This window comes from Mesorhizobium sp. WSM4887, assembly GCF_029625865.1.
GTDB lineage: Bacteria > Pseudomonadota > Alphaproteobacteria > Rhizobiales > Rhizobiaceae > Mesorhizobium.
Map to the genome: position 1 here is coordinate 1 of NZ_JARTVP010000009.1, position 25,741 is coordinate 25,741.

Sequence of the window (25,741 nt, forward strand, 5' to 3'; positions counted from 1 at the left end):
CGAATCGGATGGCCGTCCGGTTCGAGGCTCAGTCGCTCTTCTCGCACAAAGTCTCCTCCGCGCAGATACAAGGGGTGCTGGACGGAGTGAGGCGCTGGGGAATGTCGCTGCGCTGTCGTCGTGGCCGCCAAGCTGGAACACCCCTCATCCGTCTCGGCGCTGCGCGCCGATCCACCTTCTCCCACAAGGGGAGAAGGGGGAGCTTTTCAGCCCACCGCCACCATCACCGCTCCCGCCTCGACCTTCGCCGGATAGGTCCTGAGGTTGATGCATGGCGGCAGGCGCTTGGCGGCTCCGGTGCGGTAGTCGAAGGCGCCGGCGTGCTTTGGGCATTCGACCTCGTAGTCCATGACCAGGCCGTCGGCGATGTGCACCGCCTCATGCGTGCAAAGCCCGTCGGTGCAGAAGACCTCGTCGTCGGGCGAGCGAAAGACGGCATAGGTCTGGCCGCCATGGTCGAAGCGGCGGGCGCCTTCCTGTTCGATGTCGTCGAGCCCGCAGGCCCTGATCCAACCGGTCATTTTTCTTCCCTTCAGATCTGTCTTGCCTTCAGATCGAGGCGAACCCATCGGGGCGGCGAAGCCGGCCGCCCCGATGATCCGGGTCTAGTTCTTGTTCAGGTATTCCGCCGCGTTGGCGGGCGTCACCAGTTCGAACGGCACATAGACGACGCGGTCGACCTTCTCGCCTTTGGCAAGCGCGAGCGCCGCATCGACACCGCCGCCGCCCTGGCCCTTGGCGTTCTGGAACACCGTGACCGAGAGCTCGCCGGCCTTCATCGCCTGCAGGCCGTCCTGCGTGGCATCGATGCCGCCGACCACGACATTCTTCAGGTCGACGCCGTTGGCCTTGAGCGCCAGGATGGCGCCGATGGCGGATTCGTCGTTGTTGGCGATGACGGCGTCGGGCGCCGGGCCGGCAGTCAGCCAGTTGGTCATCAGGTTCTGCGCGTTGTCGCGCGACCATTCGGACGACTGCTTGTCGGTGACCTTGATGAAATTGCACATGTCGGTCGAAAAGATCTGCTCGACATCCTTGGTGCGCTGGAGCGCCGCCTGATGCACCAAGCTGCCCATGATGATGTAGGCGGTAGCGCCGGCCGACTTGCCCTTGGCGCGCAGCATCTTGCAGACCTCGAAAGCTTCCAGCGTGCCGGACTCGACCTCGTTCGAGCCGACATAGACCTGTTTCTCCGGCAGGTTCTTCATGTCCGATGGCTCGAGGTTGACGAAAACCAGCGGAATGCCGGCCTTGGCGGCTTCCTCGCTCATGGTCTTCGAGGCATTGGTGTCGACCAGCGTGACGATGATGGCGTCGACACCGCTGGCGATGAAATTCTTGACCTGGTCGAGCTGTTTGGCGACGTCGTTCTGGGCGTCCTCGACCTGAATTTCGGCACCCTTCTCCTTGGCGCGGGCCTGCATGCCATGCATCAGCAGCGTCTGGAAATTGTTGTCGAAGTTGACGATCGAGACGCCGAGCTTGGCGGCGAAGGCGCCGGTCGAGACAGTCGCGAACGCGGTCGCCATCAAAGCGGCGAGCGCCGTCGAGATGAGAAGCTTCTTCACGGGTTTCCTCCCTCTGGATTTGGAGTGCCGGCTCACTCCTGTCTTATTCGCCGGCCCTTTCGGGATCGTTGAAGCGGGCGGCTCAGGCCGGCCACGTGGCTTTCTCTGCAGCTGTCATTTCGCGGCGGCGTTGGCGCGCGCCTTCTTCTTCTCGTAGCGGGCCTGCATGCGCGCCTCGCCGTCCTTGCTGCCGTCATGGAAAGTGCCGAACCAGCGGTCGAACGGGATCAGGCCGTCGCCGTAGTTCACCTCGAAATATTTGTGGTGCAGGTAATGGATATAGGCGTGGCTATCGACCGATCTGTCCTCGGTCAGTTCCACCTTGTCGAAGCCGACATGGCCCGGGATCGCGCCGAAGCCGGCATAGTGGAGCTGGTAGAGCGCCAGCAGCGGGTTGGACGGAATGATCAGGTGCCAGAAGGCGACGCCGAGATAGCCGAGCTGCTCCACCGGATGCATCGACAGCGACGACCAGGGCGACGGGTTGACCGAATTGTGGTGCACCGAATGCACCCATTTGTAGAGCGGCCCCCAATGGATCGTCCGGTGCAGCAGGAAGAAATGCGTCTCGTGGATGATCGGCACCACCAGCGCCAGACAGAACAGGTAGACGGGATTCTCCGCGAAGGTCAGCCACGGCACGTAGCCGTTGGCGTAGGCGTAGAGGATTGCCACCTCGATCGCCGTCCAGATCGGCATGCCGGTGCCGAAGGTGCGCAGCATGTTGTCGATGTTCTGGTTCTCGAAGAAGAAGGCTTTGCTCTTCTGCTCCGAGGGCCATTTGCCGTTGTATTTGAAGCGGTTGCCCTGGGCTCTCAAAATGTAGAGTCGAAGCTCGAAAGCGCCGAAGAAAATAAGCAGCGCCGCGCAGTTGACGATGAAAAGGCGCAGGATCCAGCCGATGGCGAGCGTCTTCATCGTCTCGACGTCCGGCAGCACGTAGCGCCACCACACCACTGCCGAGAGGGCGAAGAGCAGGTTGTAGGGCAGGAAATAATGCGGCAGCCACTTCAGCAGCGCCAGCGGTCGCGGCGGAAACGCAAAGAGCGGCGCGGTGCCGGCCGGTTCGTTCGGGGCCCAATCGCCCCTCTTGTTGCGCGTGCCGTATTGCAGGTCGTCCATGGCTGGTCTCACAGCGATTGAGAGAGCGTGAGGAGGCGGTCATAGGCGGCATCGTCCATGTCCACCTGGTGCTTCGCTTCCGGGTAGCTGCCTGCGGCGACGTCGCGGCCGAAGGCGCGGAACGCACTGATGCGCCTTTCCTGCAGCTCGGCCTCCAGCGTGACGAAGTCGGCATAGCGCTTGGCATGGCGCGGATAGTGGCCGGTGTGGGTGCCCAGCACGTCGCAGGAGAACAGATACTGCGTGTCGCAGGCAGTGCCGCAGCCCATGCCCATGGTGATCAGCGGCGTCGAGCGGGTGATGTGGTCGGCGAGCCTGACCGGCACCACCTCGACCTCGATGCAGGCCGCACCCGCATTCTCCAGGTCCTTGGCCGCGCGCAGCACCTTGAAGGCCTCTTCCGCCGTGCGGCCGACGGCTCGGAAATTCGTCCAGGTGGCGCGGTTCGGCACCAGGCCGACATGGCCGGTGACGGGAATGCCTTCCGCGGCCATCGCCTCGATGAAGCGCGGCGAGTGCGATGAATAGACCGCGTCGGCGCCGCGCTTCATCATGGCGAAGCCCAGCCGCACCGCTTCCTCGGGCGACGCGACCGCGCCATGCGGCATGCCGACGGAGAGGAACGCGTGAGGCGCCGCTTGGCGGATCGATTCCAGATTGTGGTCGGGCTCGCAGGAGAGGATGACGATGTCGCAGGCGACCGCGGCCGCCGCCTCGGCCGGCGTGTCGACATGCAGCTGCAGCCATTTCCTGCTGCCCTTGGCGCTTTGCAGGTCGTAGGCCGTCAAGCGTCTTGCCACCGATGATCCTCCCGTTCGCGGGCGGACGATCAGGCTTGTGAAAGGTCCCCCTCACCCGGATTGGCAGCCGACTTGCGAAGCGCAATTCGGGGCCATCCGACCTCTCCCCAGGGAGAGAGGAGCCAGGCTGCGTCGGTGCCGGCCCTCTTCTCCGCTCGGGAGAAGGTGGCCGCGCAGCGGCCGGATGAGGGGGAGAATTCGCACATGCTCGTCTCCCGTTCGCGGTCGAGTTAGCACCGCGATGCCGGCCAAGGCTCGCGCAACCTTGATCAAATCAGATCAAAGGTTCTCGGCAGTGAAGGTGATGAAGCGGATCGGCGGGTTGTCGACCGGCAGGTCGTGCAGGTTGAGCGCCGCCAGCACCAGGTCGATGGCGCGGCGCGCCTGCGCCTCCGGCGCCTGGTCGAGCACGACGTCCATCGTGCCGTCATGCAGGCCGCGCGTGCTGCGCTCGGTTAGTTCATGGCCGACGAAGAAGACGTCGCGACCGCGTGGGTGCCGGCGCAGCACTTCGTTCAGCGCCGTGTTGGCGCCACCGGCATTGTACAGGCCGGCAAGGTCGGACCAGCGCACAAACGCCTCATGCAACTGCTCGGCATTGCGGTCGCCGTTGTCGAAACCGAACAGGGTGGCGATGGGTTCGAAATCCCGCCCCTCGTCGATCAGATAGTCGAAGAAGCCCCGTACGCGGTCGCGGTGGACGCGATAGATCTGGCTGTGACAGATCGCGACCACCTTGCCCGGCCGCCGCTGCATCTTCGCCATCAGCAGCCCCGCCATGCGGCCGGCGGCGTAATTGTCGATGCCGACGTAGGTGCTCTTGGTGCCGGAGATCTGGGTGACGATCTGCACCGTCGGGATGTTTTCCGCCTCCAGCTTCGCCACCGCCGCGCTCACCAGCGGATGGTCGGGGACGGCGAGGATGAGGGCGGCGCGCCGCATCTCCGGTTCGAGGATGCGCTTGGCGATCGCCGCCGGATTGGCCTCGTCGAGAAAGGTGCGGTGGACGGCGATCGAGCGGTCGAGCGTCGCCGCGATGCGTTCGAAGGCGCGGGAGAGGCGCGCGAAGAAGGTGGCGTCGGGCCTGACCAGGATCACCTCGATGCGGATGACGCCGCGATGCGCTTCGGGCAGTCGGCGCGGATAGTCGAGCGAGCGCGCCGCCGCCACCACCTTCTCGACCGTCTCGTGGCGCACCCCGCCCCTGCCGTTCAAAACGCGCTCCACCGTCGCCGTGCCGACCCCGGCGCGGCGGGCAATTTCGAGGAAGGTGGGCTTTGGAATGGGCGGGCTCCTGGGGGTGCTGAGGCACGGAGCCTAGCGGTTCTGCCTTTGCCCGAGAAGATGGCCGTACAGGTCAGCGGTGCTTATCTGGAGTGCTGAACTCCCGGTGAGTCTTCGACAGGTACACGCCGACCTCGCCGATCCGCTCGATGGCCTTGCGTGCCAGAACAGTCGACTGAAGAATACGCAATGCGAAGGGAACCGCGTTTGCCGCTGCGGTCGACAAGCCTGTTCTGCGAAGGGCAGCCCTCCGATGGGCATGCTGCTTTTCGAGATAGTGGGCCAAGGTGATAACATTCCGAAACGGCGCGCTGATGTCCTGCCCGCCGCCGGATAGGTCGTAGCCATGCCAGATTGGCCATTCGCTTGGGCGTTGCACGGCATGCTCCTGAGATCGGTGTCCAGCGCGGACAATCTGCTGGAGGTCCGTGAGAGACACGCAACAACCGGCGTGATCAAATCGTGAAAAGCGCTGACCGCACGAGATCGCAGTTGAATTAGCGACAGCTAAGCGAAAGAATTGCCTCGATCATGGTCAGGGATGGCTTCCGATGACGGCGCCTCATCTTCACCTGCTGGGCGGTTTCGACTTTGTCGGCGTCGGGGCAACGGCTCCCGCCTTCAGCCGCAAGGCGCGCGGCATGGTGGCCTATCTTGCGCTACAGGCCGGCCAGGCGCAGTCGCGCGAGAAACTCGCGGCGCTGCTGTGGAGTCTCAACGACGAGACCCAGGCTCGTTCGAGCCTGAGGCAGGCAGTTTCGTCCGTGCGCAAGGCAATGAGCGTCTCGGGCGGTGGCCGCCTCCTGACCGAGGGCGTAAACATCGCGCTGCATCTCGACGATTTCGAGTTCGACGTGGCTCGCTTCCAAGCGCTGGTGGCGAGCCCCAAGCCCGAAGATCTCGAACAAGCCGTCGCCGTCTATCGCGGCGACCTGCTCGACGGGCTAGGCCTGCGGGAAGAGCCGTTCGAGGAATGGCTGCGGATCGAGCGTGAGCGTTTGCGGGCGATTGCCGTCTCCGTGCTGGACAGGCTCATCAATCACTACACAGCTGCCGGTGATCCCGCCGCGTGCATGCGTGCCGCCATGCGGCTGCTGACGATGGAGCCGCTGCGCGAGGATGTTCATCGTGCCCTGATGCGAAGCTACGCGGCGCAAGGGCGCATCAACCTCGCGCTGAAGCAATATGAGCTCTGCCGCGAGGCGCTGCAGCGCGAGCTGCGGCTGATGCCGGAAGCCGAAACTCGGAACTTGCACGAAGAGCTGCGCGCCCGCCGTACTGCATCACCTGCCCGGCCTCTGGCTTCGAGCGCCGAATCCGAGTTCTCGCGCCCACCGACCCACTATGTCAAATCGTCGGGCGTCAACATCGCTTACCAGGTTACCGGCGATGGGCCAGTTGACATCCTCTATGTGCCGGGCTGGGTCTCCAATCTCGATGTTGCCTGGGCATCGCCGCGTTTCACCCGTGTGCTGAAGCGGCTTGGCTCCTTCTCGCGCCTGATCCGCATCGACAAGCGCGGCACGGGCCTGTCCGACCGCAATGTCGGTCTGCCCACGCTGGAGCAGCGCATGGAAGACGTGCGCGCCGTGCTGGACGCTGCCGGCTCCAATCGCACGGTACTGTTCGGCAGTTCGGAAGGCGGCCCTATGTGCATGCTGTTTGCCGCCACCTATCCCGAGCGCACTGCGGCGCTGGTGCTCACGGGAGCTTATGCCAAAGGTGGCTGGGCGAAGGATTATCCCTGGGCGCGAACTGTCGAAGAGGTGCAGCAGGATATCGATATCGTCGAAGGAGAGTGGGGCAAGCCCACCGACATGAGCAACGCCGCTCCGAGCCTAATGGAAAACATGGCCGAGCGGGAGTGGTACGCCGCCTATCTCAGGAATTCGGCCTCGCCGGCCGACGCCATCGCGCTCTGGCGCTGGGGCACCGAGATCGACGTGCGCGACATCCTGCCGGCCATTCATGTGCCGACGCTTGTCATGCAGAGGACGGGTGATCGCTGGGTGAAACAGGAAGAAGGCCGCTATCTGGCGGCTCATATCGAGGGCGCCCGGTATGTCGAGCTTGCCGGCAGGGATCACGTGATCTGGGGCGAGGACAGCGACGGCCTGGTCGAGCAGATCAAGGCCTTCGTAACCGGTGCCCTGCCCGCTTCGCCCGGCGAGCGCGTGCTCGTATCGGTGCTGGCGCTCGCCATCGTCGATGCGGCCGAGGGCGCGAAAGCCTCCGAGCAGGCGGACATCGTTCGCGACGAATTGCTGCTTGGCGGCGGCGCGGAGATCAGGCGGTCGCGCGGCAGGTTGCTTGCCTCGTTCCAGCGGCCGACGCGCTCGATCGAATGCGCAATGGCGATCGCCAACCGCTTGAAGCCATGCTGCGTCGAAATTCGCGCGGCAATTCACATCGGCGAGTGCGAGGCGCGTGGCGATGACCTTTCCGGCATCGCCATCGAAGTCACGTCGCGGCTGCTGGACCATGCCCGGCCGGGCCAGATCATCGCATCGCGGACGATGCGCGACCTAGTCGTCGGCTCCGGCCTGACCTTCGATGAACAAGGTGAGATGAAAGCAAGCGGCCTGCCGGGCGCGCTCCAGTATTTTGCCGTCACTGGCGCTCCGCCAGGCTTGTGACTTTCGTCAGAACATAAACGCCGCCGTCGTCGGGTTTGGCCCCGTTCGGCCGTCGGCGGAGTCCATGCGGCGGATCGTCTGCATGTCTTCGCCATCCATCTCGAAATCGAAGACGTCGAAATTACCGGCGATGCGGTCCTGCTGGACCGATTTCGGGATGACGACCAGCCCTTCCTGCAGATGCCAGCGGATCGTCACCTGCGCCACCGACTTGCCGTGCTTCTTGGCGATCGCCTGAAGCGTCGGGTCGGCAAGCAGCCGACCGCTGCCCAGCGGGCTCCAGCTTTCGATGCGGATGTTGTGTCTCTCGTGGAACTCGCGTTTGTCGCGCTGCTGGAAGCGCGGGTGCAGCTCGATCTGGTTGACGGCGGGCGTTACACCGGTCTCGCCGATGATGCGCTCCAGATGGTCCTGCTCGAAGTTCGACACGCCGACCGACTTGATGCGGCCGGCTTCCTTCAGCTCGACGAGCGCCTTCCAGGCGTCGAGATATTTGTTTTGGCTGGGCACCGGCCAGTGGATCAGGAAGAGATCGATCTGGTCGATGCCGAGCTTTTGCATGGTGTCGTCGAACGAGCGCAACGCCGCGTCGCGCTGGTGGCCGCCATTGCGCAGCTTCGAGGTGATGAACAGCTCGTTCCTCGGCACGCCGGCCGAACGGATCGCCTCGCCGACGCCTTCCTCGTTGCGGTAACCCTCGGCAGTGTCGATCAGGCGGTAGCCGGCCTCGATGCCCCAGTGGACGACCTTGGCGGTAATATCAGGATCGACCTGCCACACGCCGAGGCCGATCTGAGGAATGGTCGAGCCGTCGTTCAGTTTGAGCTGTTCAGGCAATGAGAGGTTCCTTCTGTGCGGTTTCTTGCCTCGCTCTATCTAGGCTGCGCTTTCAGCAATACCAGCCGATAACGGGTTTGTGTATTCGCCGAAACGCCTGCAAGAGCCCTTCAGCCCTCGACGCCGCCCAGGCCGCGCTATCCCGCGAACGTCTCGACGATGATGCGGGCCATATCGGCGTGGACTGCCTCGCGCGACGCCCGCGGCGCGGTGGATCCGGTGTAGTAGACGGCTGCGAGAATGGGTGCGCCCTCGGGCGGCCAAAGGATTGCGACGATGTCCATAGACGATGCGGTCGTCGAGCTTGGCCTTGCCGTCATCGACGGCCTTGAGCACGCCCGCGGCGGCGAGGAACTTGAAGGTGCTGGTCATCGGAAACAGCTCGTCCGCCCGGTACTCGATCGCGGCGTTGGTCCCGATATCGAGAACCATGACGCCCAGGCGCCCGCCATTCCTGGCTTCGAGCGCTTCGACCGCCTTGGTCGCGGCCACCACATCGGGCTTGCCCGGCCGCGTCGCCGCCTGGATACGGACGATCGGCAAGGATGCGAATGCGCCGGCAAGCGCTGAACGCCGGGTGATCGAGGTCATCTGTTTCTCCATTTTGGGCAGGTTTTTTGGGGCGCAGGCGCAGCGCCGGTGCAAAGTGCATTGGCCAAGGAGCGCCGAAGCGATCGGACGCGCGGCTAGTCGGTGAGCCGCGACAGCACCTGGTAGGCCGCCCGGACTCGCGCCTCATTCGGGTAAGCCTTGTTCGCCAGCATGACGATGCCGATCTTCCTCGACGGGACATAGGCGACATAGGCGCCGAAGCCGTTTGTCGAGCCGGTCTTGTTGAGCACCACATCGGCGCGTGGCGCCATCGGCGGCTCGATCGCAGTTGCAGGGATCGGCTGCAGCATACCGGGCGCATTCCCGGCGACGATCTTCGCCAGGTCGATCGGATAGGGATACTGCTCCCAGATCAGATCCTGGATGAGTTCGCCCGCACGGAAATAGCCGGTGTGGGTGGCTTCGAGCGCGCGTGCGACATCGTCCGGCACCTTGCCGACGCCCATGTTGGCCTCGATGAAGCGGATCATGTCGACTGCGTTCGACTTGATCCCGTAGGCCTCTTCGGCGAGCAATGCCGGGGTGACGCGGACAGGCTTGTCGTTGCGGTTGTAGCCCCAGGCGTAGGATTTCATCTGTGCGGCCGGGACGTTGACGTAGGTTCGCCGCAAGCCGAGTTCCGGCAGCAGCCGTTTTTCCATCAGCGCCGGGAAGCTCGCGCCCATCGCCTTGGCGGTGGCCATCCCGAGCAGGCCGATGCTCGGGTTGGCGTAGGTGCGGGTGGTGGCGGCCGCGAATTGCGGCTTCCATTGGCGATAATAGGCGATGAGCTGTTTTTGCGTCTTCACCGTATCGGGCAGCTGCAGCGGGAAACCGCCGGCCGTGTGCGTGGCGAGGTCGAGCAGCCTGACATCGCCCAGCGCGCTGCCTTGAAGCTCGGGCATGTGCTTGCCGACCTTGTCGCCAAGCGCCAGCTTGCCCTCGACCTCGGCATAGGCCCCGAGCGTCGCGGTGAAGGTTTTGCTGATCGAGCCGAGCTCGAACAACGTATCGCGCGTGACGGCGGCCTGGGTGTCCTTCTCGGCCACGCCATAGTCGATGAAGAAGCGCTCGCCGTTCACGGACACGGCGACGGCCATCCCCGGAATGTCGTACTGGGCGATCACCGGCTTCACCGCCTCATCGACGAGCTGCCTTATCTTGGCGTCCTGATCGGCGGCGCGAGCGCCCGACAGACTGCCCGGGGCGCAGGCGAGGACGACGGCAGCGATGGTGAAGCGAAGCCGGCTGCACATGATCTGCTCCCTGTGGATCGGACGATTGCGGGTTTATGACCCCTTCGAACCGGCTACAAACGATGATAAATCGCAACAGCTATAAGATAATCTTGGGCATCGATGGTTCGACCTTACCTGCCGCTCAATGCATTGCGGGCCTTCGAGGCGTCGGCCAGGCATCTCAGCTTCACACGTGCCGGCATCGAACTGGCGGTGACGCAGGCCGCCGTTAGCCAGCAGGTTCGATCGCTCGAACAGCGGCTCGGCGTGCAGCTGTTTCGCAGGTTGCCTCGCGGCCTCAAGATCACGGCGGAAGGCGAGGCTCTGCTGCCGATCGTCGGCGACGCCTTCGACCGCCTGGCGCGATCGCTGGAGCGGGTCGGATCTGGAAAACTGCGCGAACCGCTCGTCGTCGGCGCCGTCGGAACCTTCGCCGTCGGCTGGCTGCTTCCGAGACTGGAAGACTTCCGGCGCACCCATCCGTTCGTCGAGCTGCGCCTGTCCACCAACAACAACCGCGTCGACCTGGCGGCCGAGGGATTGGATTTTTCGATCCGCTTCGGCAACGGCGCCTGGAATGGACTTGATGCGACGGAACTTTTCGAAGCACCTCTGACGCCGCTTTGCACGCCGGAACTGGCGGCGACGCTTCACGCGCCGCAGGACCTCGGCGCGCTTACCTTGCTGCGCAGCTACCGTCAGGACGAATGGAGCCGCTGGTTCGAGGCCGCCGGCATGGAAGCGCCTGCGAACTTCGCGAGCGCGATCGTCTTCGATTCTTCACTGGCGATGATGGAAGCCGCCGAACAAGGGGCAGGCGTTGCCCTGGCTCCGGCGCTGATGTTTTCGCGACAACTGAGCAAGGGGTCGATAAGGCGCCCTTTCCAGGCCTCCATATCGCTCGGCAGCTACTGGCTGACCAAGCTGAAGTCCAGGGAACCGACCGCCGCGATGTCGGCCTTTGCGGACTGGATCACCAGCTAGGAACCGGACCAGACAAAGCGCTCCCGGCTTGCCGAGCTTCAGCCGGCTTTCGCCGCGTCCGATGCCCCGAACCTCAGCCCATCCATCAAGAGCTTCACCAGCCGCCCCGAGCGGTCCCGCCAGTCGGGCGTGTTGGGGGCGGAGTAGATGCCGCCCAGCGCATGCAGCACGTCCGACGCATCGACGTCGGCGCGGATCTTCCCCGCAGCTGCGGCCTGTTCGACCAGCCCCTTCAGCGCGCCGGATACGCGGCCTGAGGTATCGGAGAACAGCGTCGAGTTGGTGGTGAGCAACAGCCGCAGGCTTGTCGCCAGACCGCGCTTGGTGGCGATATAGTCGACGAAGCGCTGCATCCAGAGTTCCAGCGCTACATCGGCCGGATGAGCGCCGGCAAGTTCCTCGGCCGCATGGCAGAGCGCTTCCACCTCGCGGCGGTAGACCACCTCGACCAGATGCTCGCGCGTCGGGAAATGCCGGTAGAGTGTGCCGATGCCGACTCCTGCCCGCTTGGCGATCTCCTCCAGCGAGGCATCGACACCCTCGGCGGCAAACACCTGCGCCGCCGCCTCGACAAGCTTGTCGCGGTTGCGCCGCGCATCGGCGCGCAGCAGCTTTGGCGCCGGCGTTTCAGGCTTTTCGGCAGGCTCCGAGGGCTGTTCAGTCAGTTTTTTCTCCACTGTCGCAATATGGGGCTTGAACCCATGCGGGTCAGCCCCCACGTAAATAAACGGAGGCGCCTCCGTTTTAGTGGAGTTGCCTTATCATATAATCAGGGGAAGCGATATGTCACGGGGTAAGCGCCTAATCTCCCCCCTCGAGGGGGAGATGTCGCCGAAGGCGACAGAGGGGGTCGCCGCGCGTGAAACGCCTTGCTGGCGCGCGACGCGCGAGGGCGTTGGCGCTCTACGTGAGACGACCCCCTCTGCCCTGCCGGGCATCCCCCGCAAGGGGGGAGATTAGCTGCTTCGACGCCTTGCCCCTCTCCTCCCAAGCCCCATTTCCCTCCCCCTAGCGTCCAGCAATCGGAGCCCGACGCCTCATGACCAGCCAGACAATCATCGACCCTCCCGAAGACGGCCATTTCAGGAACGGCCAGGCCAGCAACGGCGCAAGCCCCACCACCTTGTCCATCCACCTCACCATCAACGGCCGTGACCACGCGCTCGATGTAGAGCCGCGGGTTACCCTGCTCGACGCGCTGCGAGAGCGGCTCCACCTCACCGGCACCAAGAAGGGCTGCGACCAGGGCCAGTGCGGCGCCTGCACCGTCCATGTCGAGGGTGAGCGGGTGCTGGCCTGCCTGACGCTCGCCGCCCAGGTCGAGGGACGCTCGATCACAACAATAGAAGGGCTCGCCGACGAAGACGGCACGCTGCACGCCGTGCAGGCCGCCTTCCTCGAACAGGACGCCTTCCAGTGCGGCTATTGCACGCCCGGACAGATCATGTCGGCGGTGGCCTGCATCCGCGAGGGCCATGCCGGCTCCGACGAGGAGATCCGCGAATACATGGCCGGCAATCTGTGCCGCTGCGGCGCCTATCCGCACATCGTCGCCGCCGTCCGCCAGGCAGCCGAGGGACTCCGCTCATGAGAGATTTTTCCTATCTTCGCGCCGACAGCGTCGAGGCCGCGCGCAACGCGGCCGCCCTTCCCGGCGCCATGCTGCTTGCCGGCGGCACGACGCTCATCGATCTCGGCAAATGCGGCGTCGCCGAACCGGCCACCGTCATCGACATCAGCCATATCGAGGGGCTCAACGCCATTGATGTAACCGCCGACCGCGCCGTCATCGGCGCGCTGGCCAAGATGAGCCATGTCGCCGACAACGCCGAGGTGAAAAGCCACTTCCCAGCGGTTTCGGAAGCGTTGTGGCAGGCGGCCTCGGCGCAGCTCCGCAACATGGCGACCATCGGCGGCAACCTGATGCAGCGCACGCGCTGTCCCTATTTCCGCGATCCGCAGAACTTCCCGGCCTGCAACAAGCGCGAGCCGGGCAGCGGCTGCTCGGCGATCGGCGGCGTCACGCGCGGCCATGCGGTGCTCGGCACCAGCGAAGCCTGCATCGCCACCTATCCGGGCGATCTTGCCATCGCGCTGGTCGCCTTCGACGCCGAGGTCGATCTCGGCGAGCGGAAGCTGAAAGTCGAGGACTTCTTCCTCGCCCCTGGCGCCACGGCCGAACGCGAGCACGACATCCGCCCCGGCGAAATGATCACGGCCATCGAGATCCCGGGCTCCGCCGCGGCCCGGCGCTCGACCTATCTGAAGGTCCGCGACCGCCAGTCCTATGAGTTCGCGGCGGCGAGCGCTGCCGTCGGACTGGAGCTCGAGGGCGACGGCCGCACCATACGCGACATCCGCGTCGCGGTCGGCGGCGTCGCGACGAAACCGTGGCGGGCGCGCGAAGTCGAAGCGGCGCTGAAGGGCAAGCCGCTCGACGAAGCGTCCGTTCGCAAGGCGAGCGATCTCGCCATGGAGGGCGCCGTCGACCACGGCGCCAACCACTACAAGATTGCATTGGCGCCCCGCGTGATCGCGCGCGCCATCCTGAAATTGGGAGAAACGGCATGACCGTTCATGACATGAAACACGCAGGCTCCGACAGCGCGGGCCTCGAAGCGGTGGGCGGGCGCCTGTCGCGCGTCGACGGCCCGGCCAAGATCACCGGCGCCGCGCGTTACGCGTTCGAACAGCACCTCGAAGCCCTGACCCATGCGGTACTGGTCGGCGCGACGATTGCCGCCGGCAAGGTCACCGGCATCGACACGCGCGCGGCGGAAACCGCGCCAGGCGTGCTCGCGGTGCTGACGCCCGACACCATCATGGACTTGAATTCGGCATCGGACTGGTTCGGCAGACAGCCGTCCGAAGAAACCTATTGCCCGCTCGTCCGCGAGGTCACCTTTTCCGGCCAGCACATTGCTGCCGTCGTGGCCGAGACCTTCGAGCAGGCCGTCGCCGCCGCGGCGCTGGTCAAGGTCAGCTATGACGAGACGCCGGCAGTCGTCGACCTGAGCGACGGCAGCGACGGTATTCCGGTCGACGCCATGACCAAGGAATGGGGCGACGCCGAAGCCGCCTTCGCCGAGGCACCGGTGCGCGTCTGCGCCGCCTACAACACGCCGCGCGAGTTCCAGGCGGCGATGGAGCCGCACGGGCTGATCGCGCGCTGGGAGGGCGACCAGCTCACCATCTGGGAACCGAGCCAGTGGCTCGACGGCATGGCGCGCACCTATGCCGAATGGTTCGGCGTGCCGTTCGAGAATGTGCGGCTGGTCTCGCCCTATATCGGCGGCGGCTTCGGCTCCAAGGCGCTGGCGCTCGCGCACAGCGCGGTGGCGGCGGCGGCGGCAAAGATGCTCGGACGCCCGGTGAAGCTGGTGCTCAACCGCCCGCAGAATTTCACCTCCTATGGCGGCCGCGCCGCGACGCGCCAGACGGTTGCGATCGGCGCCGACAAGGCGGGCCGCATCCAGTCGATCGTGCATCGCGGCGTCAACGAGACGGCGGTCGACGGCATGTGGGTCGAGCCGCTCGGCTCCGTCACCTCGATCATGTATGCGACGCCCAATTTCTCCTCGAAACAGAATGTGGTCAGGGTGAACACGGTGGTGCCGGGGGCGAAGCGCGCGCCGGGCGAGAACCCGAGCGCCTTCGGTATCGAATGCGCCATCGACGAGCTCGCCCATGAGCTCGGTATCGACCCGCTGGAGATGCGGCTGATCAATTATGCCGAGCAGGATCCCCACGCGAAGAAGGCGTGGTCGACAAGGCAGTTGCGGGAGGCCTTTGCCGCCGGCGCGGAAGCCTTCGGCTGGGCTAAGCGTTCGCGCGAGCCGCGCTCGATGCGTGACGGCCACCAGCTCATCGGCTGGGGCGTCGCGGCCGGCACCTATCCGGTTCGGCGCGCCTATGGCGAGGCCGTGGTGAAGCTCCTGGCCGACGGCTCGGTCGAGGTCGAGAGCTCCTCCATCGACATGGGCCAGGGCACCTACACGATCCTGGCGCAGACCGCGGCCGAGACGCTTGGCGTGCCGGTGGAGAAGGTGTCGGTGAGGCTGGGGGATTCCCATTTCGCCCGCGCCGGCGTCACCGGCGGCTCGCGGCTTGCCGGGGTCATGACCGGCGCCGTCTACAAGGCGGCGGGCCAGGCGCTGGACGAGCTGATCGGGCTGGCGCTCTCCGATCCGCGCTCGCCCTTCCATGGGCTGCAAGCGAACACGCTGCAAGTGAAGGGTGGCCGCATCGCCTCGCCGCGCGGTGACGGCCCGGAGTTCTCGATCGCCGAGCTGATGCGCGCCCTCGGTCGCGAAAAGATCGAGGCCAAGGGCGACACTGTCCCGGCCAGCTTCACGCCGGAGCAGCGCTACAACAACTACACTACCATCGCCATGGCGCTGCCACACACCGAGGGCGATTATTCCCGCCACTCCTGGTGCGCGCATTTCGTCGAGGTGCGCGTCGACGAGGATTTTGGAACGGTGCGCGTGTCGCGCGTCGTGTCGGCGCTCGATTCCGGCCGGCTCTACAACCCCAAGCTGGCGGAGAGCCAGTGGAAGGGCGGCATCATCATGGGTATCGGCCAGGCGCTGCTGGAAGAAGGCATCGTCGACCGCCGCCATGGCCGGATCGTCAACGGCAATCTCGCCGACTACATGCTGCCGACCAATGCCGACATCCCGGATATCCAGACGATCTCGGTCGGCATCCCCGACCCGCATTCCTCGGCGCTGGGCGGCAAGGGCGTCGGCGAGCTCGGCATCGTCGGCGTCGCTCCGGCGATTGCCAACGCGGTGTTCCACGCGACGGGGAAGCGGGTGCGGGACCTGCCGATTACGCTGGAGAAGTTGATTTAGCGCCGGCCTTGTCTCCCCCCTCGAGGGGGAGATGTCGCCGAAGGCGACAGAGGGGGTCGCCGCGCGTGGGGCGCCAACCTACAACCGTCGCAATAGGCTGAGTCCAGTCGGACCGACCCCCTCTGCCCTGCCGGGCATCTCCCCCCTCGAGGGGGGAGATCACTTGCCCTGGCTGTGGCCCTTCAAAAACTGGCTGAGCAGATCCATCGGCAGCGGGAAGACCACGGTCGATGAGCGCTCGCCGGCGATGTCGTGCAGGGCCTCGAAATAGCGCAGCTGCATGGCCTGCGGTTCGGCCGCCAGCATGCGGCCGGCCTCGACCAGCTTGGCCGCCGCCTGCTGCTCGCCGTCGGCGTTGATGACCTTGGCGCGCCGCAGCCGCTCGGCCTCTGCCTGCTTGGCGATGGCCCGGACCATGCTCTCATTCAGGTCGACATGCTTGATCTCGACATTGGAGACCTTGATGCCCCAGGCGTCGGTGCGCTGGTCGAGGATGTCCTGGATGTCGCTGTTGAGCTTGTCGCGCTCGGCCAGCATCTCGTCCAGCTCGTGCTTGCCGAGCACCGAACGCAGCGTGGTCTGCGCCAGCTGGTTGGTGGCGGTCATGAAATCCTCGACCTGGATGGTCGCCCGCTCGGCGTCGACGATGCGGAAATAGAGCACCGCGTTGACCTTGACCGAGACATTGTCGCGCGAGATGACGTCCTGCGGCGGCACGTCCTGCACCACAACGCGCAGGTCCACGCGCACCATCTGCTGGATGAAGGGAACGAGCAGGATGAGGCCGGGCCCCTTGACCCCCGTGAAGCGGCCGAGCGTGAAGACCACGCCCCGCTCATATTCCCTCAGGATGCGGATCGCCGCCGACAGGAACATGATCACCAGCAGCGCGAGGATCAGATAGGCGACATAGCCGAGCGTCATCGTTTTGCTCCGTCGTTTCCCGCTCCGTTGTGACCTGCACCACGCCGCCGCACCGTCAGCACGAGATCGCTGACGGCGGTCACCTCAGCACGATCTCCGGGCGCGATCGGCTCCTCGGCCTTGGCGCGCCAGCGCTCGCCGAGCGCCAGCACATGACCTTCTCCGCCTTCCCAGTCGAGAACGTTCACGGAAAGACCGTGCATGGCCCCGCCGCCGACGCGCGGCGGATTGCGGCGCGCCGCCCAAAGATAGCTGCCGGCCAGCAGCGCGAGGCCCAGCGTCAGCGCCGCGGCGGGGCCGATGACCGCCCAGGATATGGCGAAGCCCGGCCCCTCGACCTTGAGCAGCATGGCCGCGCCGAGCAGGAAGGCGGCCGCGCCGCCGACACCCAGCACCACTGTCGGACTGAAAGCCTCGACGATGAGGAAGGCGACGCCGAGCAGCATCAGGGCGAGACCGGTATAGTTGATCGGCAAGAGATCGAGCGCGTAGAGGCCGAGTACGAGGCAGATGGCGCCAATGACGCCAGGCGCCACCGCACCTGGGCTCGTGACCTCGAAGACGATGCCGTAGAAGCCGATCAGCATCAGGAGGACGGCAACGTTCGGATCGGTGATGACCGCGAGAAGCCGGATGAACCAGCCGGGATCCAGGACCTCGACGGCCAGGCCCTTCGTCGCCAGCACCTCTTTCTTGCCGGCCACGTCGACGGTGCGGCCGTCGGCGAGCTGCAGCAGCTCCGCCGTGTCACGGGCGACGAAGTCGATGACATGTTGCTGCAGCGCCGCACCTGCCGAGAGGCTCGCCGCCTCGCGAACCGCCTTCTCGCCCCAGTCGCCATTGCGCCCGCGCAGTTCGGCGAGGGAGCGGATCAGCGCCACCGCGTCGTTGGTCGCCTTGGCCGTCATCGGGTCCCCGGCTGGCTTCCCGGTGTCCTTGTCGTCCTTCTCACCGCCGGGAAGCGAGGGCAGCCCGCCGATCTCGACCGGAGTCGCGGCGCCCAGATTGGTGCCGGGCGCCATCGCCGCGACATGGGTCGAGTAAAGGATATAGGTTCCGGCGCTCGCCGCATGACCGCCGGCGGGCGCGACATAGCCGATGACGGGAACGGGGGACGCCAGGATATCGGCGATCATCTCGCGCATCGAGGTGACGAGGCCGCCGGGCGTGTCGAGCTGAAGGATGAGAGCCCCGGCGTTGCGCTCGGCCGCGGTCTTGAGCGCTTCCTTGAGCTGGCGCGAACTCGCCGGACCGATGGCGCCGTCAATCGCGATGCTCAAGGCCATCCTCTCCCCCGCCGTTTCGGCCGAGGAGAAGGGGAAAACCGCCGCGGCGGCCATGAAAGCCGCTGCCAGAAGGGCCACCCGCGCGAGTTTCACGCCTCAAAGCTCCTTGGGATTCAATATGGGGTTGTGCCGGGGCAAGTCCAATGACGGCAGCGGAGCGGGTAATTTCCCTCCTCACGATTCCACGGCAATTTCGACGTCGCCTCCAACGCTGGCTCCCTCGCCCGTACGTCATTGTCCCCATCGACGGCGCGAATGAACGCGTTCGCAACAATGGAGACGAGAATGACGACGATGGATCGTTTGCAGTACGAAACCGACCGCACAGGCTTCAACCTGTTCGGCTCTGCCCGCCGCGGTTTGCGGCTGGCCTATCACGCCATGCGGATGCGCAGCGATCGCGCCGCGCTGCGCGCCATGCCGGACTATTTGCTCAAGGACATGGGCATCAGCCGCTCGCAGATCGAGCACTACACGTCCACGCGCGCCGCGCTCGCCGCAGCCGGCAGGACGGACGCCTGAAGCGGATGAACGAGTGCATCGGCGGCCGGCCGCAAGGCTGGTGAAAACCCCGGCTCGCCGGGGTTTTCGCGTTCCGGCGCGAAGCATTGCCCGCATTGGAACCGGTCGCGGGCTGCCCGCCGAAATGAAACGGCCGATGCAATTTCCACGGTGGGCGTATCAGAAATTCCACGCTGCCATCCACTCTCGTTCAAACGCATCGGCGTCAGAAAGGAGCCGTCACGGCAACCAAGCCGCAAAGCAACCTTCGGAGTAGTCACATGCAACCCAACACCAAACCTGCCCGCGTTCCGCTCAACGGCGTCGACACACCGAACCTTCTGGCGACCATCAATTTCGTCGCCGGTCAGCCGGAGCTGGCGAAGTTCCAGTTCCGCGCCCACAACGAATGGATCGAAGGCACCCACAGCAAGAGCGTCATGCATGGCTTCCACGGTGCCGGCCAGGAGCAGAAGCACGAGAAGCCCTTCTATGCCGACAGCGACCATCCGGCGATCCTGTGCGGCGCCGACAACGCCCCGACCCCTGTCGAGTGGCTGCTGCATGGGCTGGCGAGCTGCCTGATGGCGGGGCTCGCCAACATCGCCGCCGCGCGCGGCATCAAGCTCACCAGCGTGAAGTGCTCGGTCGATGGCGACATCGACCTGCGCGGCATCCTCGGCATCTCGAACGAGGTACGCAACGGCTTCCAGAACATCCAGGTGTCGTTCGAGGTCGAAGGCGACGCGCCGGCCGAGAAGCTTGAGCAGCTGGTCGAGCAGGCCCGCGCACGCTCGGCCGTGTTCGACGTGCTGACCAACGGCGTGCCGGTCACGGTCGGCATCAAGACCATCCAGTGAACTAAAGCGCGTCGACCTGAAAACGGTTCAGGCGACGCGCCTTAGTTCTTTGTTCTGACGCATGTCGTTGTCTCAGAACCGCTGCACACTTCTGGGCGACATGCGTTAGCTGAAGCGACGGTTCGGAGAAATCCGGACCGTCTCTCCCCAGGGCCTCGGAACAGAGCCATGAAACATGCTGACGTCGTCATCATCGGCGGCGGGCAGGCCGGGCTTGCGCTCAGCCATTGCCTTGGCCGCGCCCGCATCGACCATGTCGTGCTGGAGCGCGGCCGCATCGGCGAGCGCTGGCGCACGCAGAGCTGGCGATCGCTGAGGCTGTTGACGCCGAACTGGCTGAACGGCCTGCCCGGCTCGCCCTATGAGGGCCCGGACCCCGACGGCTTCAGGACAAAGGACGTGTTCGTCCATGATCTCGAAACCTATGCAAGCCGCTGGCAGGTGCCGGTGGAATGCGGCGTCGAGGTCACCTCCTGCACGCGGACCGGCGGCGGCTTCGCGCTCGCCACCGGCGCCGGCGACTGGTCGGCCAGGGCTGTGGTGGTGGCGACGGGGCATTGCGACCGGCCGATGGTTCCTTTCGCGTCGGAGATCCGGGGCGGGCCGCTCTCCCTCCACGCTTCGCAGTATCGCTCTCCCGGCGAGCTGCCGCCCGGCGGGGTGCTGATCGTCGGCGCCTCATCTTCCGGCGTGCAGATCGCCGACGAGCTCGCGCGCGCCGGCCGACGTGTGATCCTGTCCGTCGGCAAGCATACGCGCCTGCCGAGACTGTGGCGCGGCAAGGACATCTTTTTCTGGCTCTGTCAGATGGGCGTGATGGCCCAGCCGCTCGACGGACTTGCCAATCCGGAGAGCGCCAGGCGGCAGCCCTCGCTGCAACTCGTCGGACGACCGGACAAGGCCGATGTCGACCTTGCCACGCTGCAGGCGCTCGGCGTCGAGCTCACCGGCCGCGTGCGCGGCATAGCCAACCGCGAGATCGCCTTTGCCGACGATCTTGCCGCGCAGATCGCGGCGGCGGACGCGAAGCAGGGGCGGCTGCTTGCCGAGATCGACCGCTTCGCCGGCGCCGCGCGGCCCGGCCGGCGCGAGCCGGTGCCGGTGCCCTCTGCGCGCCGCCAGCGGCTTTCGCTGTCGGAGGGGGCGACCGGCACGGTGATCTGGGCGACGGGCTATGCCCGCTCGTTCGACTGGCTGGAGCCGTCGGCGGTCGGGCCGGATGGCGAGCTGGCGCACCGCGGCGGGATCACCAGCGTTCCCGGACTCTACGCGCTCGGCTTCCGCTTCCTGCGCAAGCGCGATTCCAACTTCATCGGCGGCGCCGGCGTCGACGCGCAAGCGATCGCCGCCGAGGTCTCCATCTATCTCGACCGCAAAGGTCGCCAAGCCGCCTGAGAGGCCGCCGAGAGGACACCGGAGATGCCAACGACCGCGATTTCCCTGCCGCCGACGCCCAAGCGCGCCCATTACGACGCCATCATCGTCGGTGCGCGCTGCGCCGGGGCCTCGACGGCGCTGCTGCTTGCCCGCGCCGGCCTGACGGTGCTGGCGATCGAGCGCCGGCCCTACGGCTCAGACACGCTGTCGACGCACGCGCTGATGCGGCCCGCCGTGCTGCAGCTGTCGCGCTGGGGCCTGCTCAAACCGCTCCTCAGGGCCGGCACGCCGCTGATCGAGACAACGACGTTCCACTATGGCGACGAGGAGATCACCATTCTGCTCAATGCCGGGCCCGATCTTCCCGGGCTGATCGCGCCTAGGCGCACCGTGCTCGACCGCATGCTCGTCGATGCCGCGCGCAAGGCCGGCGCCGAGTTCCTGCACGACGTGGCGGTCGGCGACCTCTTTGCCGACACGCGCGGACGCGTGCGCGGCGTCGAGATCCGCGGCGCCGGCCGCGCGGCCTTACGTTTAAGCGCCGACATCGTGATCGGCGCCGACGGCATCGGCTCCACGGTGGCGAAATGCTGCGACGCGCAAGTGCTCAGAAGAGGCACGGTCTCGGCTGCCCATGTTTATGGCTACGCGCCGGTCGAACCCGGCGCCGGCTATCACTGGTATTTCCGCGACGGCATCGCCGGCTCCCTCATTCCGACCAATGCCGGGCTGGCCTGCATCGTCGCTTCGGTGCCGACCAAGCTGTTCGACGAGCGCTTCCGCCTTGATCATTTCCGCGCCCGCATGGAGGTGCTCGAGGCGCTTTCGCCGGCACTGGCCGAACAGGCGAGCCGGGCGCCCGACGATGCCCGCCTGCAGGCTTTCCGCGGCGTGCCGGGCTACATCCGCCACGCTCACGGACCAGGCTGGGCGCTGGTCGGCGATGCCGGCTTCTTCCGCGACCCGCTCACCTCGCACGGCATTGCCGACGCGCTGCGCGATGCCGAAGGCTTGGCGCGGGCGATCCTGGACGGATCGGAGGCAGCCTTCGCGACCTGGCAGCAGGAGCGCGATCTCTTCGCCCATCAGATCCTCGACACCACTGACGCCATTGCCGGCTTCGACTGGTCGCTGGCCGATATCGGCGAGCGGCATCGCCGCTTCAGCGCGGTGATGAAGGCCGAGGTTCGGGCGCTCGCCGCACACGCGATCCCGGTCCGCCGCGCCGTGCCCGCCATGAGCGGGCTGGCGACTTATCGAGAGCCGGCAAACAAGGACGAACCGCAGGCAATGGCGGGCTCGAGCCTCTATCGCAACCGAACGGGAGTAAGACCATGACCGTACATTTGATGAAGGACGGGTGGATAGGCGTCATCAAGGGGCGGCCGCAGGTCGGCGCCGTCGCCGAGCGTTCGCGGCGCACGCAACCGCAGGATATCGACGCCTTCGCGGAGATGACCGGCGACCGCAATCCGCTGCATTACGACAAGGCGTTGGCCGAGGCCTCGGTGTTCGGCAAGCTCATCGTGCAGGGCGGCATCACCTCCGGCATCCTGAACGCGGTGGTCGCGGAGGACCTTCCCGGGCCCGGCTCGGTGTTCCTCGAAGTCTCCTGGAAATTCGTCAAGGCGGTCGGCGTCGGCGAACTGATCACCGGCCGCGTCGAGGTCAAGGACGTGCGCGCCGACAAGCCGATCACGAAATTGGAGACCTCGGTGCGCAACGAGGCCGGCGAGCTTTGTCTCACCGGCACCGCGACGGTGTTCACCGTGCCGCTTGCCGGGGGCGAGGCGGACAAATGATCGCCGGCAACGGTTCGGCCCGGCTGTCGGTTCTCGAGCCGGGCCGATAGCCGTCAATAGTCGGTGTCGCTTTCGACGGTGACCGGACGACGGTGGTAGCGGTGATGGCGCTCGACTGAGCTCGTGACGACGACGCTATCCGAGCGGTGATGGCGATGCCAGGCGCGGCGGCCGTTGTCATAGAATGCGACGGTGCCGTGATGGCGGTGATGAAGGCGGTGGCCTTCCTCATTGATGACGATGGCGGGACGGTGATGGTAATGGTGCCTGTGATGCGTCGTGATGACCACATCGGCCTCGGCGGCGGATGCGACGGCGGGTGCCGCGACGCAAAGCGCCAACGCTGCGAGAAGCACTGTTTTCATTGCAATATTCCTGGTTGGTGGAGCGTCCCTTCGCCGGATAAACCCCTGCCGGGCTGTTTGGTTCCGGCCTGGATCGGGCTGCCCGGCAGCAACGCAGCGAAGGTCATTTCGGGCGTTCGCGCCGCAGCGCAACATATCTGAGGTAAGTGCTCGCCGCGGCGTCGCAGGCGCGTCGCGACGGTCCGTTCGCGATCAACATGGCCTTGGCAAGCTTGTCGGAGAGCCCGTATTTGCTGGCGAAGGACGCTGTTTCATAGGGCTGGTCTACCAGATCGTCCGCGAGTCCGTCGGTCATATATCGCCTCCCGATGCAATGGCGCGTCAGAAATGCGGAAGCATGACTTAGGTTGCGGCGGTCGATCCTCTTCTTTGCTTTCCGGACTTCAGTCCGACGGCGCTTCGGACGGTTGGCGGATGAGTGGAACGAACGCTCTTGGTCGCCGTTTGCCGGCAAGCAATTCGCCGATGGGAGGATAAATATGGAAGACCCGACCAACAGTGTCCTGGAGGCTCGCTGGCTGCTTGCCGTGCCGGCCTCGATGGTCCTCACCGTGCTGATAGCCGGGTTCCTGCTTTCATAGCGTCGCCCATGAATCGGCTCCTCTTCATCCTCGCCGATTTTCTGTCTAGGCCGCCCGGCTTCTATGCGATGGTTATCGCGATGGTTGCGTGCACCTTGCTCGTACCCTTCGGACTTACCAACACGGTGACCTATGCCCTGTCGGCAGCGGCCATCATCATCACGGGGATCGTGCTTATCCAGGGGTACCGGGACACGGCGGCCATCCACGCCAAACTCGACGAGATCGTGATCGCGCTGCGGCAGACACGCAATGACGTGGTTGGGCTCGAGCATGCGGACACGCAAGAGATCAAGTCGAAGCTGGTCGAGCTGGAGCGCGAAGCGGAAGCCGGCTCGGCCGAGGCGGCATCGCAGAACGAAACGAATGAGGCCGGTGCCGCAGCGGGCGGGGGGCGTTGGGGTAGCTGAAGCACCGGCCGAAGGGGGCGGAATGGGCACCGCCGCCACCCAAAGATAATCTTCCCACGCCAAGATTAAATTACGCGATCGCGGTAGGAGATTTCCTACGACCCTGCCGTACCGGCGACGAAGGCCCGGACGTGGGCGACGAACTCGTCGAAGGCCGGCTCGCCCTCAAGCAGGATGTGGTTTTGGCTTTCCAGCTCGAGGAAGCTGGCGCCGGGAATGCCTGCCGCCATGGTGCGGCCGGACTCGACCGGGGCAACATTGTCTTCCCGCGCGTGCAGCACCAGGGTCGGCACTCGCACTTTTTCGAGCAGCTCGCTGACATCGATCACGGAAAAGGCGGTCTGCAGGCGCCAGGCGTCGTCCGGCAAAACCGTGCGCCGCATCAGATCGTCCATCCAGGCGAAATGTTCGTGCGTGGCGCCGGGGATGAACATGGAGCAGAAGGCTTGGCGGAACATGGGGTTCGACTTGCCCCAGCTCTCGCGCATCAGCGTCGATACGGCCTCGCGCGTGGCGATCTCGCCGGGGTCGCCGCGCGCCCGCCAGCCTTTGACGTAGCCGCCGTAGAGGATCATGCCCGAGACTTTCTCGGGGTGGCGTATGGCATAGGCGATCGAAACCGCGCAGCTCTGCGACAGACCAAGAAGCGTGAAGCGATCGAGCCCCGCGGCCTCGACGACGCATTCGAGATCCGACACCATCGTGTCGAACGAGACGTCGGCCACGTGGCGTTGCGACAGGCCATTGCAGCGCTCGTCGTAGCGCACCAACTGGTTCCGGCGTGACAGTTCCCTCATCCAGTGCCGCCAGATCGGGCTGTCCCAGTCGAAGGTCAGATGCGACATCCAATGCGCGGCGCGCAGGATGGGCGGGCCGCTGCCGGTCTTGGCAAAAGCAAGCCTTGTGCCGTCGCGAGCCCGGCAGAAATGGACGGCGCGGCCGGGATCCTGCGCGGGCGTCGGGCGGTTGGCAAGCTGAGTGGAAGGTGATTGCATCTGGGCCACGTCCGTGGCGCCGCGTTGCGCGGAGCGTCCCGTCGGCTGGGCGGCTGCCGCCCTCACCTTCTCTTCCAGCGCCGCGATCTCTTCCGCCAGGCCGATATCCTCCGGCAGCAGCCGGCGCAGGCGCCTGGCAAGTGGCAGCGCACGCCTCGGCTCGCCGGCCAGGCGCTCGATCAGCTCGCGCAACATGCCGAGTTCGGCGATCTCGACCTCGCTGGCGACGCCCGCGCGCCAGGCCTCGTATTCGAAGCAGCGTTCAAGCGAAAGATCGGCAAGGAAATCGCCGCGGATCGAACCGGCCACGGCCTCCAGCTCTTCCGTCGAAGCCATGGAAAGATCGGCCTTCACCAGCGGCAGCAGCCGGGCATAGTCCGTGCCAAGTTTCAGCGAGACAGTGTTGCGGTCGGCGACCAGAGCGGATTCGTCGTCGCCGAGCACCTGGCGGATCTTGGACAGGCTCCAGCGCAAGGCGCCGCGCGGATCGTCGGGAATATCCCAGAAGATTTCGCAGAGCCGCTCGCGCTGGTGCGCCTTGCCGGTGACGGCGAGATAGGCAAGCAAGGCTCTCGTCTTGCGCGACGGCGGTAGGTCGAGCAGCGCGCCGTCGCGGACCACCTGGAAGTCGCCGAGCACGCACAGGTCCAGCAGCCCCTTATGCGGAGCGTCGGTCATCCGGCCGGGCACCCTTCCACTGCCATCTGGCTCCTCGTCGATGCGG

26 protein-coding genes are annotated in these 25,741 nt (G+C 65.8%); 11 read left to right on the forward strand and 15 right to left on the reverse strand.

Annotation, left to right across the window (positions count from 1 at the left end; translation table 11 throughout):
- Nucleotides 1-206 precede the first annotated feature (206 nt).
- The 6 genes from P9230_RS24810 to P9230_RS24835 form a co-directional block, all read right to left on the reverse strand.
- A complete protein-coding gene (locus P9230_RS24810; protein ID WP_278120963.1) occupies nt 207-521 on the reverse strand; it encodes a MocE family 2Fe-2S type ferredoxin in 315 nt (104 codons plus the stop codon).
- An 84-nt stretch (nt 522-605) separates the two neighbouring features.
- Complete coding sequence (locus tag P9230_RS24815) at nt 606-1,568, reverse strand: sugar ABC transporter substrate-binding protein (protein WP_095801416.1); 963 nt, start codon at nt 1,566-1,568, stop codon at nt 606-608.
- Nucleotides 1,569-1,682: 114 nt separating this feature from the next.
- Nucleotides 1,683-2,690: a sterol desaturase family protein gene (locus P9230_RS24820; RefSeq protein ID WP_095824549.1), complete on the reverse strand. Its 1,008-nt coding sequence runs from the start codon at nt 2,688-2,690 to the stop codon at nt 1,683-1,685.
- Between the two features lie 8 nt (nt 2,691-2,698).
- Nucleotides 2,699-3,490: a 3-methyl-2-oxobutanoate hydroxymethyltransferase gene (locus P9230_RS24825; RefSeq protein WP_278120964.1), complete on the reverse strand. Its 792-nt coding sequence runs from the start codon at nt 3,488-3,490 to the stop codon at nt 2,699-2,701.
- A gap of 279 nt (nt 3,491-3,769) precedes the next feature.
- Nucleotides 3,770-4,774, reverse strand: a complete 1,005-nt coding sequence (locus P9230_RS24830) for a LacI family DNA-binding transcriptional regulator (protein ID WP_278121074.1) — start codon at nt 4,772-4,774, stop codon at nt 3,770-3,772.
- Nucleotides 4,775-4,847: 73 nt separating this feature from the next.
- Nucleotides 4,848-5,153: a hypothetical protein gene (locus P9230_RS24835; RefSeq protein WP_127216503.1), complete on the reverse strand. Its 306-nt coding sequence runs from the start codon at nt 5,151-5,153 to the stop codon at nt 4,848-4,850.
- A gap of 172 nt (nt 5,154-5,325) precedes the next feature.
- Here P9230_RS24835 and P9230_RS24840 point away from each other — a divergent pair, with 172 nt between their 5' ends.
- Nucleotides 5,326-7,410 carry an alpha/beta fold hydrolase gene (locus P9230_RS24840; protein ID WP_278120965.1) on the forward strand — a complete coding sequence of 695 codons (2,085 nt, stop codon included), beginning with the start codon at nt 5,326-5,328 and terminating at the stop codon, nt 7,408-7,410.
- 6 nt (nt 7,411-7,416) lie between these two features.
- Here P9230_RS24840 and P9230_RS24845 read toward each other — a convergent pair whose 3' ends face one another.
- The 3 genes from P9230_RS24845 to ampC form a co-directional block, all read right to left on the reverse strand.
- Nucleotides 7,417-8,247 carry an aldo/keto reductase gene (locus P9230_RS24845; RefSeq protein WP_278120966.1) on the reverse strand — a complete coding sequence of 277 codons (831 nt, stop codon included), beginning with the start codon at nt 8,245-8,247 and terminating at the stop codon, nt 7,417-7,419.
- A 39-nt stretch (nt 8,248-8,286) separates the two neighbouring features.
- Nucleotides 8,287-8,838, reverse strand: coding sequence for a serine hydrolase (locus P9230_RS24850; protein WP_278120967.1), 552 nt, complete (start codon nt 8,836-8,838; stop codon nt 8,287-8,289).
- Nucleotides 8,839-8,933: 95 nt separating this feature from the next.
- Nucleotides 8,934-10,094, reverse strand: a complete 1,161-nt coding sequence (gene ampC, locus P9230_RS24855; protein WP_278120968.1) for a class C beta-lactamase — start codon at nt 10,092-10,094, stop codon at nt 8,934-8,936.
- Nucleotides 10,095-10,196: 102 nt separating this feature from the next.
- Between ampC and P9230_RS24860 the strand changes: the two genes are divergently transcribed.
- On the forward strand, nt 10,197-11,060 hold the full coding sequence (locus P9230_RS24860; protein ID WP_095801420.1) for a LysR family transcriptional regulator: 864 nt from the start codon (nt 10,197-10,199) through the stop codon (nt 11,058-11,060).
- A gap of 38 nt (nt 11,061-11,098) precedes the next feature.
- Here P9230_RS24860 and P9230_RS24865 read toward each other — a convergent pair whose 3' ends face one another.
- Nucleotides 11,099-11,725, reverse strand: a complete 627-nt coding sequence (locus P9230_RS24865) for a TetR/AcrR family transcriptional regulator (RefSeq protein ID WP_278121076.1) — start codon at nt 11,723-11,725, stop codon at nt 11,099-11,101.
- Nucleotides 11,726-12,099: 374 nt separating this feature from the next.
- Here P9230_RS24865 and P9230_RS24870 point away from each other — a divergent pair, with 374 nt between their 5' ends.
- From P9230_RS24870 to P9230_RS24880, 3 genes are read left to right on the forward strand one after another with little or no spacing between them, the layout of a single operon-like run.
- Nucleotides 12,100-12,651 (forward strand): (2Fe-2S)-binding protein, encoded by a 552-nt coding sequence (locus P9230_RS24870; protein ID WP_278120969.1) that lies wholly within the window; start codon nt 12,100-12,102, stop codon nt 12,649-12,651.
- The gene (locus tag P9230_RS24875) at nt 12,648-13,631 is read left to right on the forward strand and encodes a xanthine dehydrogenase family protein subunit M (RefSeq protein WP_278120970.1); all 984 of its coding nucleotides are present in this window, start codon (nt 12,648-12,650) and stop codon (nt 13,629-13,631) included. The genes P9230_RS24870 and P9230_RS24875 overlap by 4 nt, the downstream gene beginning before the upstream one ends.
- Nucleotides 13,628-15,916, forward strand: a complete 2,289-nt coding sequence (locus P9230_RS24880; protein ID WP_278120971.1) for a xanthine dehydrogenase family protein molybdopterin-binding subunit — start codon at nt 13,628-13,630, stop codon at nt 15,914-15,916. The genes P9230_RS24875 and P9230_RS24880 overlap by 4 nt, the downstream gene beginning before the upstream one ends.
- 159 nt (nt 15,917-16,075) lie before the next feature.
- Here the strand turns inward: P9230_RS24880 and P9230_RS24885 are convergent, their stop codons facing one another.
- Both P9230_RS24885 and P9230_RS24890 read right to left on the reverse strand, forming a co-directional pair.
- Nucleotides 16,076-16,840 carry a slipin family protein gene (locus P9230_RS24885; protein ID WP_278120972.1) on the reverse strand — a complete coding sequence of 255 codons (765 nt, stop codon included), beginning with the start codon at nt 16,838-16,840 and terminating at the stop codon, nt 16,076-16,078.
- Nucleotides 16,837-18,219 carry a nodulation protein NfeD gene (locus tag P9230_RS24890; RefSeq protein ID WP_127240730.1) on the reverse strand — a complete coding sequence of 461 codons (1,383 nt, stop codon included), beginning with the start codon at nt 18,217-18,219 and terminating at the stop codon, nt 16,837-16,839. The genes P9230_RS24885 and P9230_RS24890 overlap by 4 nt, the downstream gene beginning before the upstream one ends.
- A 192-nt stretch (nt 18,220-18,411) precedes the next feature.
- Here P9230_RS24890 and P9230_RS24895 point away from each other — a divergent pair, with 192 nt between their 5' ends.
- From P9230_RS24895 to P9230_RS24915, 5 genes are all read left to right on the forward strand, one after another.
- Nucleotides 18,412-18,648 carry a DUF1127 domain-containing protein gene (locus P9230_RS24895; protein ID WP_164746786.1) on the forward strand — a complete coding sequence of 79 codons (237 nt, stop codon included), beginning with the start codon at nt 18,412-18,414 and terminating at the stop codon, nt 18,646-18,648.
- Between the two features lie 260 nt (nt 18,649-18,908).
- Nucleotides 18,909-19,487, forward strand: a complete 579-nt coding sequence (locus tag P9230_RS24900) for an OsmC family protein (protein ID WP_278120973.1) — start codon at nt 18,909-18,911, stop codon at nt 19,485-19,487.
- A gap of 168 nt (nt 19,488-19,655) precedes the next feature.
- Complete coding sequence (locus tag P9230_RS24905; RefSeq protein WP_278120974.1) at nt 19,656-20,882, forward strand: NAD(P)/FAD-dependent oxidoreductase; 1,227 nt, start codon at nt 19,656-19,658, stop codon at nt 20,880-20,882.
- Between the two features lie 24 nt (nt 20,883-20,906).
- Nucleotides 20,907-22,202 carry an NAD(P)/FAD-dependent oxidoreductase gene (locus tag P9230_RS24910; protein ID WP_127240733.1) on the forward strand — a complete coding sequence of 432 codons (1,296 nt, stop codon included), beginning with the start codon at nt 20,907-20,909 and terminating at the stop codon, nt 22,200-22,202.
- A complete protein-coding gene (locus P9230_RS24915) occupies nt 22,199-22,666 on the forward strand; it encodes a MaoC family dehydratase (protein ID WP_278120975.1) in 468 nt (155 codons plus the stop codon). Before P9230_RS24910 ends, P9230_RS24915 begins: the two co-directional genes overlap by 4 nt.
- A gap of 53 nt (nt 22,667-22,719) precedes the next feature.
- On the opposite strand, the gene P9230_RS24920 is transcribed toward P9230_RS24915, so the two are convergent.
- Nucleotides 22,720-23,031 (reverse strand): hypothetical protein, encoded by a 312-nt coding sequence (locus tag P9230_RS24920; protein WP_127323873.1) that lies wholly within the window; start codon nt 23,029-23,031, stop codon nt 22,720-22,722.
- A 103-nt stretch (nt 23,032-23,134) separates the two neighbouring features.
- Nucleotides 23,135-23,326: a hypothetical protein gene (locus tag P9230_RS24925; RefSeq protein WP_278120976.1), complete on the reverse strand. Its 192-nt coding sequence runs from the start codon at nt 23,324-23,326 to the stop codon at nt 23,135-23,137.
- Between the two features lie 294 nt (nt 23,327-23,620).
- Between P9230_RS24925 and P9230_RS24930 the strand changes: the two genes are divergently transcribed.
- Nucleotides 23,621-24,022 carry a low affinity iron permease family protein gene (locus P9230_RS24930; protein WP_095801430.1) on the forward strand — a complete coding sequence of 134 codons (402 nt, stop codon included), beginning with the start codon at nt 23,621-23,623 and terminating at the stop codon, nt 24,020-24,022.
- A gap of 95 nt (nt 24,023-24,117) precedes the next feature.
- Here P9230_RS24930 and P9230_RS24935 read toward each other — a convergent pair whose 3' ends face one another.
- Nucleotides 24,118-25,695: an alpha/beta hydrolase gene (locus P9230_RS24935; RefSeq protein ID WP_278120977.1), complete on the reverse strand. Its 1,578-nt coding sequence runs from the start codon at nt 25,693-25,695 to the stop codon at nt 24,118-24,120.
- Nucleotides 25,696-25,741 lie beyond the last annotated feature (46 nt).

Excerpts from the sequence above, each read along its gene's own strand:
- P9230_RS24850 (WP_278120967.1), bottom strand. The coding sequence starts at position 8,838 with ATGACCTCGATCACCCGGCGTTCAGCGCTTGCCGGCGCATTCGCATCC.
- P9230_RS24920 (WP_127323873.1), bottom strand. The coding sequence starts at position 23,031 with ATGAAAACAGTGCTTCTCGCAGCGTTGGCGCTTTGCGTCGCGGCACCC.
- P9230_RS24900 (WP_278120973.1), top strand. The coding sequence starts at position 18,909 with ATGCAACCCAACACCAAACCTGCCCGCGTTCCGCTCAACGGCGTCGAC.
- P9230_RS24910 (WP_127240733.1), top strand. The coding sequence starts at position 20,907 with ATGCCAACGACCGCGATTTCCCTGCCGCCGACGCCCAAGCGCGCCCAT.
- ampC (WP_278120968.1), bottom strand. The coding sequence starts at position 10,094 with ATGTGCAGCCGGCTTCGCTTCACCATCGCTGCCGTCGTCCTCGCCTGC.
- P9230_RS24880 (WP_278120971.1), top strand. The coding sequence starts at position 13,628 with ATGACCGTTCATGACATGAAACACGCAGGCTCCGACAGCGCGGGCCTC.
- P9230_RS24925 (WP_278120976.1), bottom strand. The coding sequence starts at position 23,326 with ATGACCGACGGACTCGCGGACGATCTGGTAGACCAGCCCTATGAAACA.
- P9230_RS24915 (WP_278120975.1), top strand. The coding sequence starts at position 22,199 with ATGACCGTACATTTGATGAAGGACGGGTGGATAGGCGTCATCAAGGGG.
- P9230_RS24840 (WP_278120965.1), top strand. The coding sequence starts at position 5,326 with ATGACGGCGCCTCATCTTCACCTGCTGGGCGGTTTCGACTTTGTCGGC.
- P9230_RS24885 (WP_278120972.1), bottom strand. The coding sequence starts at position 16,840 with ATGACGCTCGGCTATGTCGCCTATCTGATCCTCGCGCTGCTGGTGATC.
- P9230_RS24860 (WP_095801420.1), top strand. The coding sequence starts at position 10,197 with ATGGTTCGACCTTACCTGCCGCTCAATGCATTGCGGGCCTTCGAGGCG.
- P9230_RS24820 (WP_095824549.1), bottom strand. The coding sequence starts at position 2,690 with ATGGACGACCTGCAATACGGCACGCGCAACAAGAGGGGCGATTGGGCC.
- P9230_RS24870 (WP_278120969.1), top strand. The coding sequence starts at position 12,100 with ATGACCAGCCAGACAATCATCGACCCTCCCGAAGACGGCCATTTCAGG.
- P9230_RS24905 (WP_278120974.1), top strand. The coding sequence starts at position 19,656 with ATGAAACATGCTGACGTCGTCATCATCGGCGGCGGGCAGGCCGGGCTT.
- P9230_RS24930 (WP_095801430.1), top strand. The coding sequence starts at position 23,621 with ATGAATCGGCTCCTCTTCATCCTCGCCGATTTTCTGTCTAGGCCGCCC.
- P9230_RS24895 (WP_164746786.1), top strand. The coding sequence starts at position 18,412 with ATGACGACGATGGATCGTTTGCAGTACGAAACCGACCGCACAGGCTTC.
- P9230_RS24935 (WP_278120977.1), bottom strand. The coding sequence starts at position 25,695 with ATGACCGACGCTCCGCATAAGGGGCTGCTGGACCTGTGCGTGCTCGGC.
- P9230_RS24875 (WP_278120970.1), top strand. The coding sequence starts at position 12,648 with ATGAGAGATTTTTCCTATCTTCGCGCCGACAGCGTCGAGGCCGCGCGC.
- P9230_RS24810 (WP_278120963.1), bottom strand. The coding sequence starts at position 521 with ATGACCGGTTGGATCAGGGCCTGCGGGCTCGACGACATCGAACAGGAA.